The organism is Pseudomonas sp. F220, assembly GCF_057813935.1.
This window is the reverse complement of record NZ_JBVASJ010000001.1, coordinates 190842-203999: the sequence shown is the minus strand read 5'-3', so window position 1 is coordinate 203999 and position 13158 is coordinate 190842. Positions and strand designations below refer to the sequence as shown.

At 60.0% G+C, this 13158-nt stretch carries 12 protein-coding genes and 1 riboswitch; of the genes, 6 read left to right on the top strand and 6 right to left on the bottom strand.

What is annotated here, in order from left to right:
- Nucleotides 1-9: 9 nt before the first annotated feature.
- The 4 genes from ACZYSM_RS00910 to ACZYSM_RS00895 form a co-directional block, all read right to left on the bottom strand.
- The gene (locus ACZYSM_RS00910; RefSeq protein ID WP_489067947.1) at nucleotides 10-975 is read right to left on the bottom strand and encodes a metal ABC transporter ATPase; all 966 of its coding nucleotides are present in this window, start codon (nucleotides 973-975) and stop codon (nucleotides 10-12) included.
- A 41-nt stretch (nucleotides 976-1016) separates the two neighbouring features.
- Nucleotides 1017-1829, bottom strand: coding sequence for an aldo/keto reductase (locus tag ACZYSM_RS00905; protein WP_489067945.1), 813 nt, complete (start codon nucleotides 1827-1829; stop codon nucleotides 1017-1019).
- The gene (locus ACZYSM_RS00900) at nucleotides 1826-3001 is read right to left on the bottom strand and encodes an NAD(P)/FAD-dependent oxidoreductase (protein ID WP_489067943.1); all 1176 of its coding nucleotides are present in this window, start codon (nucleotides 2999-3001) and stop codon (nucleotides 1826-1828) included. Before ACZYSM_RS00900 ends, ACZYSM_RS00905 begins: the two co-directional genes overlap by 4 nt.
- Before the next feature lie 230 nt (nucleotides 3002-3231).
- The gene (locus ACZYSM_RS00895; RefSeq protein ID WP_489067941.1) at nucleotides 3232-3564 is read right to left on the bottom strand and encodes a DMT family transporter; all 333 of its coding nucleotides are present in this window, start codon (nucleotides 3562-3564) and stop codon (nucleotides 3232-3234) included.
- A gap of 104 nt (nucleotides 3565-3668) precedes the next feature.
- On the opposite strand from ACZYSM_RS00895, the gene ACZYSM_RS00890 reads away from it, so the two are divergent.
- Nucleotides 3669-4559 (top strand): LysR family transcriptional regulator, encoded by an 891-nt coding sequence (locus tag ACZYSM_RS00890; protein WP_489067939.1) that lies wholly within the window; start codon nucleotides 3669-3671, stop codon nucleotides 4557-4559.
- A 22-nt stretch (nucleotides 4560-4581) separates the two neighbouring features.
- On the top strand, nucleotides 4582-5859 hold the full coding sequence (gene waaA / locus ACZYSM_RS00885) for a lipid IV(A) 3-deoxy-D-manno-octulosonic acid transferase (RefSeq protein WP_489067937.1): 1278 nt from the start codon (nucleotides 4582-4584) through the stop codon (nucleotides 5857-5859).
- Nucleotides 5860-5928: 69 nt separating this feature from the next.
- Here waaA and ACZYSM_RS00880 read toward each other — a convergent pair whose 3' ends face one another.
- A complete protein-coding gene (locus tag ACZYSM_RS00880) occupies nucleotides 5929-7368 on the bottom strand; it encodes a TolC family outer membrane protein (protein ID WP_489067935.1) in 1440 nt (479 codons plus the stop codon).
- Nucleotides 7369-7562: 194 nt separating this feature from the next.
- A riboswitch (TPP riboswitch) is annotated at nucleotides 7563-7668 on the top strand.
- Nucleotides 7669-7832: 164 nt separating this feature from the next.
- On the opposite strand from ACZYSM_RS00880, the gene thiC reads away from it, so the two are divergent.
- Both thiC and cytX read left to right on the top strand, forming a co-directional pair.
- Nucleotides 7833-9722: a phosphomethylpyrimidine synthase ThiC gene (thiC, locus tag ACZYSM_RS00875; protein ID WP_489067933.1), complete on the top strand. Its 1890-nt coding sequence runs from the start codon at nucleotides 7833-7835 to the stop codon at nucleotides 9720-9722.
- A 151-nt stretch (nucleotides 9723-9873) separates the two neighbouring features.
- A complete protein-coding gene (gene cytX, locus ACZYSM_RS00870) occupies nucleotides 9874-11166 on the top strand; it encodes a putative hydroxymethylpyrimidine transporter CytX (RefSeq protein ID WP_489067931.1) in 1293 nt (430 codons plus the stop codon).
- On the opposite strand, the gene ACZYSM_RS00865 is transcribed toward cytX, so the two are convergent.
- A complete protein-coding gene (locus ACZYSM_RS00865) occupies nucleotides 11135-11881 on the bottom strand; it encodes an RsiV family protein (RefSeq protein WP_489067929.1) in 747 nt (248 codons plus the stop codon). The genes cytX and ACZYSM_RS00865 overlap by 32 nt on opposite strands.
- Nucleotides 11882-12093: 212 nt before the next feature.
- On the opposite strand from ACZYSM_RS00865, the gene ACZYSM_RS00860 reads away from it, so the two are divergent.
- Together ACZYSM_RS00860 and ACZYSM_RS00855 are read left to right on the top strand one after the other, a co-directional pair.
- Nucleotides 12094-12711 (top strand): NUDIX domain-containing protein, encoded by a 618-nt coding sequence (locus ACZYSM_RS00860; RefSeq protein WP_489067927.1) that lies wholly within the window; start codon nucleotides 12094-12096, stop codon nucleotides 12709-12711.
- Nucleotides 12702-13154: a DUF1249 domain-containing protein gene (locus tag ACZYSM_RS00855; RefSeq protein ID WP_489067925.1), complete on the top strand. Its 453-nt coding sequence runs from the start codon at nucleotides 12702-12704 to the stop codon at nucleotides 13152-13154. The genes ACZYSM_RS00860 and ACZYSM_RS00855 overlap by 10 nt, the downstream gene beginning before the upstream one ends.
- Nucleotides 13155-13158 lie beyond the last annotated feature (4 nt).

The following is a 13158-nucleotide window of genomic DNA, read 5'->3' as shown; positions in this document are numbered from 1 at the left end:
CTTTTGCGTTTAGCGCGCAGCGCTCCTCGGCACCATCTTCTTCAGCAGTTGCCTGGCCTTGCTGGTCAGGCGTTTGAAGCCCGAATCCTTGCCCGGTTGGCTCAAACCTTGCTGCTTGAGCCAGTCCTTCCAGCGAATCCGCTCATCGCGTACTAGCCAGCCTTCCTGCAGGGCAAAGCTTTCTGCCAGATACAGACCACGGGTGCTGGCCGGGTATAGATGATCCTTTTTCAAGGTATAGAGCTCCGCCAGGGGCTGACCATCCTCAAGCGGCATCAGGTACAAGTCAGGCCGTTTGCGGTCCAGGCGAGCGACCAGTTGATCCCCCTCCAGACGCTCATCGACGTGGAACAGGCTCAGGGATTTGGCTTCTCTTGGCACCTCCAGACGCAAATCGTAAATCAACTGCAGCGAAGCCGTAGGCAAATGAACGTAGGCTCTTGGCCGTTCGATCAGTTGCATCTTGGCGCAACGCACCGGGCGCGCCGCGCCCGACAACGGCGTCAGACGAAAGGGCAGGGCTTCGCGGTAATGCAGCGCCGTCGCATAAGGTGCCGGCAGCCAGGTGTCGTTGAAGCGCCCGCTGAGCCAGCCTTCCGGAGTTTCCAGCAGGCACTCTTCCGCAATCTCCTGGATCGCGGTGTGCAGCGGCAGGTTCAATTCGTGGGCTGGTACATAACCAGAGATCAACTTGAGCACTACGTCGCCACGGTCCTGACGACGCTGACGAACCAATACCCAGTAATCGCGATTCTGCCAGTGCAGGGTCAGGCGAACCGATACCCCGAGGTTGGCCAGTTCGAGTGAGAAACGCTCCGCATCAGCGACGGCCACCGGACGACGACGCTGCAGGGTTTGCGAAAAATTAAGCGGCATCCCGAGGCTCTGATAGTTCAGGCCTTCGGGAGTCGCTTCGACGATCAGGGGCAGGGTTTTGAAGTTGCTGGGGTTCTTTCTAATGAGCGTGCGCGGCATCTCAGCTCCTTCTTGCGTCGGGGGCGGCCGCGTCAGCGGCGTCAGTTTCTGCGCAAAACCTGCGCGACAGTCGCCACGTTGTGGGCGAGGTGCAGCGGATTAATTGTCCCGACAATAGCACTGGCAACACCGGGATGCTCAAACAGCAATTCGAAGCTGGCGCGGACCGGGTCAACTCCCGGGCTCAAGCAGGCATGACCGCTGGCCAAGGCCTTTTTCACCAGAATGCCTTTGCCGTGGGCGGCAGCATAGTCGATGACCGGCAGCTCAGCCTGTTCGTTGAGATTGTAGGTGACCATGGCGCAATCGCCTTGTTCCAGAGCCTTCAAACCGCCGTCGACAGTCTTGCCGGAAAAACCGAAACCACGAATTTTGCCTTCGCGTTTCAGCTCGGCAAGGGTCTGATAGACCTCGCTGTCATTGAGAATGGCCAAGTCGTTGCCGTCTGAGTGCACCAGCACCAGATCGATAAAATCGGTTTCCAGGCGTTGCAGGCTACGCTCGACCGAGAAGCGCGTGTGTTTGGCGCTGAAGTCGTGGTGCGACAGGCCATTGGCGAACTCTTCACCAACCTTGCTGACGATCACCCACTCTTGCCGCTGGCCGCGCAGCAGCGGGCCGAGGCGCTCTTCGCTGCGGCCATAGGCCGGGGCGGTGTCGATCAAATTGATGCCCAGATCGCGGGTCAATTTGAGCAGCATGCGCGCTTCGTCATCGTCGGGAATCTGAAACCCGTTGGGATACTTCACCCCTTGGTCGCGACCGAGTTTGACGGTGCCCAGGCCCAGCGGCGAGACCAGCAGGCCGGTGCTGCCGAGTGGGCGATGCAGGTCGTGCAATGTGGGTTGGCTCATGGCAGCAGTTGTTCCCAGGCCGGTTGGGCCATCGGCGGTTTTGGCAGTTCGGGCAAGGCCGCCGGGTGGCTTGGTTGAATGCCGTCTCGGTCCAGCGCGGCCAGTACACGATCAGCAAAGTCCGGCGCCAACGCCAGTTTGGTTGGCCAACCCACCAGCAGACGATCCTGCTCGGCGAGGAAGGCGTTGTCTGGACGGGTCAGGCCCGACTGCGCCGGCTCGGCCCGATCAACCCGCAAGGTTGCCCATTGCGCCTGGCTCAGGTCGACCCACGGCAGCAGATTGCCGAGTTCTTTCTGCGCTGCAGCGATTTGCGCGGCCGGTTCGCGGGCGACGCCTTCGGCTTCGGCAATATCACCGCCCAGATACCAGACCCACTGACCATCGGCCGCCGGGTGCGTGGTGACGGTGATTCGCGGCTTCGGCCCGCCACCCAGGCAGTGGGCGTACAGTGGCTTCAGGGTCGGGCCTTTGACGATGATCATGTGCAATGGTCGACGTTGCATCGCCGGCTGGTTCAGGCCCAAGGCCGTGAGCACGTCGGCATTGCCGGCGCCAGCGCTGAGGACAATGCGTTGCGCGCGGATTTCCCGCCCGTCGATCCGCAGCCCGACCAGTTCACCGTTGTCCAGAAGAGGTTCGATTGTCTGACCTGCCAGCAGGCCATCACCGGCCAATTGGGCCAGGCGTTCGATAAGGCTCGGCACGTCGACCACCAACTCCGCCAGGCGATAGACTTTGCCCTTGAAGCGGCGGTCTTGCAGTGCTGGCGGCAACTGATCGCCCTTGACCTGATCGACCCGGCCGCGCACGGCTTTGCTGGCGAAGAAACTGGTGAGGTTGCCCGCAATCGTGCCAGGGGACCAGAGGTAGTGCGCTTCAGAGAGCAAGCGCACGCCGGACAGGTCCAGCTCACCGGTTCCGGCCAGGGCTTCGCGCCAGCGGCGTGGCATGTCGGCGATGGCTTCAGAGGCACCGGTCAGCGCGCCGTGCAGCGCGTATTTGGCGCCGCCGTGAATGATCCCTTGGGACTTCACGCTTTGCCCGCCGCCGAGGCTGGCGCTTTCCACCAGCACAGTCGAAAAGCCCTGGCGACGCAGGCGTGCGTTCAGCCAGAGGCCGGCAACCCCGGCGCCGACAATCAGAACGTCGGTGGAAATAACGGATGGCATGCAGCGACCTCAGTGTTCAAGACTAGGGGCGCAGTATACATATTCATATTCACCGCGATCCTCTGTAGCAGCTACCGAGGCTGCGTTCGATCTGGGCCGCATTCGGACGAAGCGGTCGCGGAATCGGCAAATTCATTTTACCGACACAATGCAGCTTCAGGTTCTACGGCTGCTGCGCAGCCGGACGCGGCCTTCGGCAGCTGCTACACAAAGCAGTTCGGTCGCGTTCTTTAATGTCCGGCAGTTTTCGAGAACAGCTGGATCACCACCACGCCCAGAACGATCATCCCCATGCCGATGATGGCCGGAATATCGAGTTTCTGCCCGTAGATAAACAACGCCGCAATGCTGACCATCACGATGCCCATGCCGGCCCAGACCGCGTAGGTCACGCCAACGGGGATGGTGCGCACGACCAGGGTCAGCATCCAAAAGGCGATGCCATAACCGACGATGATCAACAGCAGGGGGATCGGAGTGCTGATGCCCTTGACCGCTTTCATCGAAACAGTGGCGATCACTTCGGCGCAGATGGCGATGGCCAGATAGTAGTAAGCGTTCATGGGCGGTTCCTCGTGTTTTTGGCCTGCTTGATGAGGTCGGCATTCTAGAGACTATTGAGATGGGGTAAAGTCATTACCTATCTGATTTAAAGATGGGCTAGGTCATGAGCGTGCAGTGGAATCTGGAACAGATCCAAATGTTTGTCAGCGTCGCCGAACAACGCTCGTTTTCGGCGGCGGCCCGCAACCAGCGCAAGGCACAGTCGGCGGTCAGCAGTGCCATCGCTTTGCTGGAGGAAGACCTTGGCGTCAGCCTGTTCGACCGCAGTAGCGGTCGTCAGCCGAAATTGACCGAAGCGGGCCATGCCCTGCTCGAAGAGGCCCGGGAAGTCTTGCGTCAGTGCGAACGCCTCAACGGTCGGGCCCTGGCGTTGATGCGTGGCGAGGAGGCTAGTCTGCGGCTGGCGCAGGATGAGGCGATGCCCTATCAACCGGTGATCGACAGCCTCGAAGCATTGGCCGAACAATTTCCCAGCCTTGAAGTGCAACTGACCAGCGCTGCCCAAGGCGATGTGGCGCGCAAGCTAGTGGAGCGTCGAGCCGATCTGGGTTTGCTGTTTTATCACGACCAAATTCCCGAAGCCCTCGAGCGGCGGGTGCTGGGCAGTGTCGAAATGGTGACGGTGTGCGGCGTGGGGCATCCGCTGGCGGCTCAAGCCGAGGTCAGCTGCCAGCAACTGGCGCAGCATCGACAGTTGCTGATGTCCACGCAATCCAGTGTCTATCCCGGCAGCGAGCAGGCCAGCCCGCAGGTCTGGCGCGCCGACAGCTTTTACGTGATGGCCGAATGGCTGATGCGTGGCCTGGGCTGGGCCTGGTTGCCACGCCATGTGGTGCAGTACCCGTCGTATCAGGGGCAGATGGTCGAACTGCTCAGCGAATGGACCCCGCCGGCGCTGGTGGTGGAGTTGGTGTGGCGTCGCGACGAACCCCTTGGCCCGGCCGCGCGCTGGCTGGCGGAACGTTTTGCCGTGCACTTGCAGGCGATCGGCTAAAAAACCGATAAACTCCGCCGCCATGAATAGAACTCTCTATACCTTGCTGTTTTATCTGGGGCTGCCGTTGGTGGCGTTGCGTCTGTGGCTACGGGCGCGCAAGGCGCCGGCCTACGCCAAGCGGATTGGCGAACGTTTCTCCGTCGGCCTGCCAACGATGCGGCCAGGCGGGATCTGGGTGCACGCGGTCTCCGTGGGCGAAAGCATCGCCGCCGCACCGATGATCCGCGCCTTGCTCGAACGTTATCCACAGCTGCCGATCACTGTGACCTGCATGACCCCGACCGGCTCGGAGCGGATCAGGGAGATGTTCGCCGGCGAACCGCAGATTCAACACTGCTATCTGCCGTACGACTTGCCTTGTGCGGCGGCGCGGTTTCTCGATCGGGTCCAACCGAAATTGGCAGTGATCATGGAAACCGAGCTCTGGCCTAATCATATCCATCAATGCGCCAAGCGCGGGATTCCGGTGGCGCTGGCCAACGCACGGTTATCGCAGCGTTCGGCCAAGGGCTATGGTCGTTTTGCAAAGCTGACTCAGCCGATGCTCGGCGAAATGAGCTGGTTCGCGGTGCAGACCGAGGCTGAGGCGCAGCGTTTTCGTGATCTTGGTGCGAGGCCTGAAACGGTCGAGGTGACCGGCTCGATCAAGTTCGATCTGAGCATCGATCCGCAGTTGCTGGTGCGCGCCACCGAATTGCGTGGCCAATGGCAAGCCGCAGAGCGTCCGGTGTGGATCGCCGCCAGCACCCATGAAGGTGAAGACGACGTGGTGCTGGCGGCCCATCGACAGTTGCTCGCCAGCCATCCGGATGCCTTGCTGATTCTGGTGCCGCGCCATCCGGAGCGTTTCAACTCGGTGTACGAGTTGTGTCGGCAGCAGGGTTTTGCCACGGTGCGCCGTTCCACGGCTGAACCGGTCACCGCGAACACTTCGGTGTTGCTCGGCGACACCATGGGCGAGCTGCTGTTTCTCTATGCGCTGGCGGACAGCGCCTTTGTCGGCGGTAGCCTGGTTGCCAGCGGCGGGCATAACCTGTTGGAACCGGCCGCGCTGGCCAAACCGGTGCTGAGCGGGCCGCACCTGTTCAACTTCCTCGAAATCGCGGCGCTGTTGCGTGAGGCGGGAGCGTTGCAGGAAGTGGACGATGCGCAAGGTTTGGCGGTGGCGGTGCAGCGGCTGTTCGAGTTGCCGCGCGATGCGCAGAAGATGGCTGAGGCGGGGCTGAAGGTGATGCGTGCCAATCAGGGGGCGCTAAAGCGCTTGCTGGATGGGTTGGGACGGTTGATCGACCGTTAGACCGAGTTGTTTTTACGAAAAAGATCGTCCGAACGCGGCCCGATCTTTTGATCTTTGCCGGGATAAAACTCAATACCCCGGATTAGCCTTCAGCTGTTCCGCTGCAGCCTTGGCCAGGTCCGGTGGCAGGAAGTCTTTGTCCGGGTTGTAGTCGGCCTTCAGGTAACGCGACAGGTCCTGCAAATCCCCTGGGCTCAAGGTCCCGGCAGCCTGCTTCAGGCGCAGGTTGTCGAGGATGTAGTCGTAGCGGCTGTTGTTATAGTTGCGCACCGAGGTGTACAGCTGGCGCTGGGCATCGAGCACGTCGACGATGTTGCGCGTGCCCACCTGATAGCCGATTTCCGTCGCTTCTACCGCGCTCTGGTTGGAGATGATCGACTGCCGGCGTGCTTGCACCTGCTCGACATCGGAGTTCACCGCTCGGTGCAGATTCCGGGTGCTTTCCACCACTTGCCGACGCAGAGCTTCGCGTTGCTGTTCGCTCTGGTCCAGCCGCGAGTACGACTCACGAACCTGCGAGCTGGTCAGCCCACCGCTGTAGATCGGAATGTTCAACTGCAGGCCGACTGTACTTTGCGAGACGGTGCCACCGTACGGCTGTCCAAAGGGGCTCGGGTTGCTGAAGCCCAGCGCATCGTTGTCACCAGTCTTGTACTGCGCCACGGCGTCGAGGGTCGGTGCGTGCCCGGCCTTGCGCTGCTTGAGCGTCTCTTCGGCGGCGCTCACCGCGTAGTTGCTGGCCAGCAGATTGAGGTTCTGTTTGGCGGCGGTGTCGACCCAGGCCTTGGCGTCGTTCGGCGCAGGCGGCAAGATCGGCAAGGTGTGGACGATGCCCTGGATCGAGTTGTACTGACGGTTGGTCAGGGTGATCAGCGCTTCGAAGGCGTCATCCACCTGACGCTGGGCGAGAATTCGGTTGGCGCGTGCGGTGTCGTAACTCGCTTGCGATTGTAGTACGTCGGTCTTGTCCGAGAGGCCCACATCGAAACGCTCATTGGACTGGTCGAGCTGACGCTTGAAGGCCGCTTCCTCGGCCTTGGTCGACGCCAGGTTGTCCTGACTGCGCAGTACATTGAAGTAGTTTTCGGCACTTTGCAGGATCAGGTTCTGCTCGGTCGCCGAGAGTTGCAGCGATGCCTGTTCGTTGACATCTTTGGCTGCCTGAAACTGGAACCAGCGATCGGCGCGGAACAATGGCTGGGCCAGCGTCGCTTGATAGAAGTGGGCGCTGCGGTTGGCGATGGCTGACGGCTGGTCGATTTTTGTGCGGATGTCGGCGACTTCAGCGTCACCCGAAAGGTTCGGCAACAGACCGGCGCGGGCCTGGGGTACGACTTCTTTCTGCGCGCCATATTGGGCGCGGGCGGCGGCCAGATCGGCGTTATTGTCCAGCGCTTCCTGGTAGACGCTGACCAGATCGGTTTTGGTCGATAAGGGCGCTTCTGCTGCCCAGGCCATTCCATTGGACGCACAAGACACGGCGAGGGCCAGTGAGAGTTTGCGCAGCATGAGGCGATCCCTAGTGAATATTACGACGATAATTTAAACGCCAAGGCTACGGCGCGCGATGCAGAGCGTCAAGGCCAGGCACAGCGTAGCGAGTGTAGTAGCGCGTGCTTGCGGCAACAATCCTGTAATTGCGCCATTCATCACGCTGTTTGCACCGGTATTGGCGTTCTTTGTGAGTTGTGTCTAGACTGGCCGAGTTCTTGTCGGGGTGCCTTGCTATGAGGCTGAGATCGAATAATTTCGGATCCCGTTGAACCTGATCAGGTTTATGCCTGCGTAGGGAACAAGATTTCTCGTCACCCGGCGAGTCCTCTTGTGCTTCGTCCGGGATGTTGTTCGACAATCGAACAGCCCTCGTGCATTGAGCACAGCACCCGTACTTTCGTGCGATGAGTGCTTCCATTCGTTACAGGTTCGCTCCGACAAAAAATCCACTGCCTGGATGTGTGTCTGGAGAGCCCGTGATGAGTACAAAACTAAAAAACACCGCTAACTTAAGTGATTCGGCCAAGGTCGATCAGCAATCGGTTCAGCCCTTTACCCGCTCGCAAAAAATCTACGTCCAGGGCTCACGCCCGGACATCCTCGTGCCAATGCGCGAAGTCAGCCTCGATGTCACCCCGACCGAGTTCGGTGGCGAGATCAACGCGCCGGTGGTGGTGTATGACACCTCAGGCCCTTACACCGACCCGAACGTGATCATCGATGTGCGCAAAGGTCTGGGCGACGTGCGTTCGCCGTGGATCGACGCCCGTGGCGACACCGAGCGCCTGTCCGGCCTGAGCTCGAACTTCGGCCAGGAACGCCTCGCCGATGCGGAATTGACTGCCCTGCGTTTCGCCCACGTGAACAACCCACGTCGGGCCAAGGCCGGTGCCAACGTCAGCCAAATGCACTACGCGCGCAAGGGCATCATCACCGCGGAGATGGAATACGTCGCCATCCGCGAAAACATGAAGCTTGAAGAGGCCCGTTCTGCAGGACTGCTGAAGCAACAGCACGCCGGCCACAGCTTCGGTGCCAGCGTTCCGAAAATCATCACCCCGGAATTCGTTCGTGAAGAAATCGCCCGCGGTCGCGCGATCATCCCGGCGAACATCAACCACGTCGAACTGGAACCGATGATCATTGGCCGTAACTTCCTGGTGAAGATCAACGGCAACATCGGCAACAGTGCGCTGGGTTCTTCGATCGAAGAGGAAGTGGCCAAACTGACCTGGGGTATTCGCTGGGGTTCGGACACGGTCATGGACCTGTCCACCGGCAAGCACATTCACGAAACCCGCGAGTGGATCATCCGCAACTCGCCGGTGCCGATTGGTACCGTGCCGATTTATCAGGCACTGGAAAAAGTCGGCGGCGCCGCTGAAGACCTGACCTGGGAGCTGTTCCGCGACACGCTGATCGAGCAGGCCGAACAGGGCGTCGACTACTTCACCATCCACGCCGGTGTGTTGCTGCGCTATGTGCCGATGACTGCCAAACGCGTTACCGGGATAGTCAGCCGTGGCGGTTCGATCATGGCCAAGTGGTGCCTGGCGCACCACAAAGAAAACTTCCTCTACACCCATTTCGAAGACATCTGCGAAATCATGAAGGCCTACGACGTCAGCTTCTCGCTGGGCGATGGCCTGCGTCCGGGTTCGATTGCCGATGCCAACGACGAAGCGCAATTCGGTGAGCTGGAAACCCTCGGCGAGCTGACCAAGATCGCCTGGAAGCACGACGTGCAAACCATGATCGAAGGCCCGGGCCACGTGCCGATGCAGTTGATCAAAGAGAACATGGACAAGCAGCTCGAGTGCTGCGACGAGGCGCCATTCTACACCCTCGGCCCGCTGACCACTGACATCGCGCCAGGTTACGACCACATCACCTCGGGCATCGGTGCAGCGATGATCGGCTGGTTCGGTTGCGCCATGCTTTGCTACGTCACGCCGAAGGAACACTTGGGCTTGCCGAACAAGGATGACGTGAAGACCGGGATCATTACCTACAAGATCGCGGCCCACGCGGCGGACTTGGCCAAAGGGCATCCGGGCGCACAGATTCGCGACAACGCCTTGAGCAAGGCGCGGTTCGAATTCCGTTGGGAAGACCAGTTCAACCTCGGTCTGGACCCGGACACCGCACGTTCGTACCACGATGAAACCCTGCCGAAGGATTCGGCCAAGGTCGCGCATTTCTGCTCCATGTGCGGGCCGAAATTCTGCTCGATGAAAATCACTCAGGAAGTCCGCGAGTATGCGGCCAACCAGCTGATTGAAGCCGTCGATGTAGACGTTGCAGAAGGTATGCGCGAGCAGTCCGAGCGGTTCAAGAAAGAAGGCAGTCAGCTGTACAAGAAGGTTTGATCTGACCTGAAAGGGTGGGGTCTGAAAAGGCCTCATCGCGAGCAGGCTCGCTCCCACATTGGATCTGTGTCGTTCACAAATCCCCTGTGGGAGCGAGCCTGCTCGCGATAGCGATCAAAAAAACAACAAATGTCCCTCTGAGATAACACCCTTGAGCATTCAACCCAGTACTTACTCCCCCGACATCGCGGTGCCGACCGACAAACGTGTCTTCGGCGGCCGCGATCTGTTTTCCCTATGGTTCTCCCTAGGCATTGGCCTGATGGTGTTGCAGACCGGCGCGTTGCTAGCGCCTGGTTTGGGCCTGTCCGGTTCGTTGCTGGCCATTTTTCTCGGCACAGCGGTAGGCGTTCTGCTGCTGGCCGCTGTCGGCGTGATCGGTAGCGACACCGGTCTGTCATCCATGGCTGCGCTCAAGCTCAGCCTCGGCACTCGCGGTGCGAGCCTGCCGGCGTTGTTGAACCTGCTGCAGCTGATCGGTTGGGGTTCGTTCGAAATTATCGTCATGCGCGATGCCGCCAGCCTGCTCGGCGCACGGGCTTTCAGCGACGGTAGTTTGTTGGCCAATCCGCTGCTCTGGACCTTGGCGTTCGGCGCCTTGGCAACCTTGCTTGCGGTGAGCGGGCCACTGACCTTTGTGCGGCAGATCCTGCGCAAATGGGGCATCTGGCTGCTGTTGGCGGCCTGCATCTGGCTGACCTGGAATCTGTTTGCCAAGGCTGATCTGGCCGCGTTGTGGGCGCAGGCCGGTGATGGTTCGCTGCCGTTTGCGGTGGGTTTCGACATCGCCATTGCCATGCCGCTGTCCTGGTTGCCGTTGATTGCCGACTACTCGCGTTTTGGTAAGCGCGCCAAAAGCGTGTTCGGTGGTACGGCTCTGGGGTTCTTTATCGGTAACTTCTGGCTGATGAGCCTGGGCGTGGCCTATACCCTGGCGTTCGCGCCGAGCGGTGAAGTGAATGCCTTGTTGCTGGCGCTGGCCGGTGCAGGTTTGGGGATCCCGCTGCTGCTGATTCTGCTGGACGAGTCAGAAAACGCCTTCGCCGACATTCACTCGGCGGCGGTCTCCAGCGGGATTCTGTTGCGCTTGAAGGTCGAACATCTGGCGTTGGCTATCGGCGTCATCTGCACGCTGATCGCGTGCTTTGCGCCATTGGCGCAGTACCAGAACTTCCTGCTGTTGATCGGCTCGGTGTTCGCGCCGCTGTTCGGTGTGGTGCTGATGGATCACTTCATCCTGCGCAAACGCAGTGCACAAGTGGCGTCGTCAGCGTTGCGCTGGCCGGCGTTGTTGGCCTGGTTGGGCGGGGTGAGCACCTATCACTTGCTGGCCAATCTCTATCCGGAGATCGGCGCAACCCTGCCGTCACTGGTACTGGCAGGGCTGTTGCAGTTCGTGCTGGGCCGGGCTTTCAGTTACGGCCGGGAACCAGTTCAGGCTTGAGGATGCCGTTCAGGCGCGGGTAGGCGATCTTCAGTTCGATGAGACCCATGGCGTAGGGCGCAATGGTGTCCACGTTGTACTTGAGGATCACCCCATCAGAGGTCAACGCGACATTTGGAGTTTTCTGGAATGGCCAGCTTTTCACGAAGTCCGGATCCCGATCCAGATTCGAGTTGATCAGCCAGCTGTTGTGAGCGACTTGAGCGGCCTTCCAGAATGCCTCTTCCTGACCCGGCATGAGCATGTCCGACAGGTTCAGCACCTTGTGTTGCTGGCGTGAGTAGTTGATGAAGCCGCGTCCAGGCTGGCCGTGGGCGCCGCCGGCGTCCAGATAACTGGACACCTCGATGATCACCAAGCCGTCATGTTGCTCACGTACCTTGGCCTGCAAATAGCTGCTGTAGCTGCTGCCGGACTCGCGCAGGAATTGCTCCTGATAAGCTTTGAGGCTCGCCGGCAGCGGTGCGTCCGGTGAGGTGCGGGTCATTTGCAGCAGGCGCTTTTCGATGATGCCGTCCAGTTGTGGCTCGGCGGGAAAGTGCAGCGTATCGATATTCACCAGCGGGCAGTCAGGATTGTCGCAACCCGGTTTGATCTGTTCCGAGGCATCGCGGGTGGTTTCCAGCGGTGCCCGATAATTGGGCTGAAACAGGCTTTGGCAGGCGCCTAAGGTCAGGGCGATACAGGCCACGGAGGCGATTTTAACAAGCGACATGTGCGTCCTTCATAAACCAGGGAAAGGCAAAAAGTTACCGGCTTCGACTGTCAGCGGAGCAGTCAGTTCGCCACTAAGCTAATTAGAGTTGGTTTAGGTGCAGCCGTCTATCCCGGCAACTGGAAAGGGGCTGCATCAACAGGCGAGAGCGCGTTAGGATGGCGCGAAGTCGAGGGATATCCTCGGATCGGACTGCAAGAACGAGGATAGATATGACTGACGTTGCCAACGCCACTCCGACAGCCGTCGATATCATTCGGCGCGAGAAATGCTTTCAAGGCTTTTATCAGCTTGATCGCCTGCATCTGCGCCATGAGCTGTTTGCCGGTGGCATGGGCCGTGAGATCAGTCGCGAGCTCTTTGTTCGCCACGATGCAGTCTGTGTCCTGCCTTACGATCCACAGCGTGATGAAGTGGTGTTGATCGAACAGTTTCGCGTCGGTGCAATGGGTAAGACTGCCAATCCGTGGCTGGTTGAGTTGGTAGCTGGTCTGATCGACAAGGATGAGCAACCGGAAGCAGTTGCTCACCGCGAAGCGCAGGAGGAAGCTGGACTTACGTTCTCTGCACTCTGGCCGATGATCCAGTATTTTCCGTCGCCGGGTGGCAGCACCGAATACGTACACCTGTTTCTGGGGCGTTGTGACAGTACTGGGGCCGGCGGCTTACATGGGCTGGAGGAAGAGGCAGAAGATATCCGCGTGACGGTCTGGGCGTTCGAAGATGCCCTGCAAGCCGTACGCGACGGACGGATTTCCAACGCGGCAAGCATCATTGCCTTGCAATGGTTGGCTTTGAACCGCGCTGAAGTGAGGGGGCTATGGTCGTAAATAAGTTGCGCGATCGCTACCGAGTTGATCTGGTCGGGCTGCAAGCCTCCTGTGAGGCGAACTACGCTCGATTGATGCGTCTGTTGCCAGACATGCGTAACCAGCCTGTCGCGCGGCGTATTGCCGTCACCCAAGGTGACCAGATGCTCGGCGTACTGGCGCTTGAAGTGCTGCTAGCCTGCCCTTACACCACCACCCTGCGAGTGCGTCAGGAACACAGCCTGCCATGGCTGCCGATCCCGCAACTGGAAGTTCAGGTCTACCACGACGCGCGCATGGCCGAGGTTGTCAGTGCCGAAAATGCCCGACGCTTTCGCGGCATTTATCCGTATCCCAATGCGTTCATGCACCAGCCAGATGAGAAGGCCCAGCTCAATGTGTTCCTCGGCGAATGGCTGAGTCACTGCCTGGCCTGCGGCCATGAGTTCGAAGCTGTGCGATAGATGT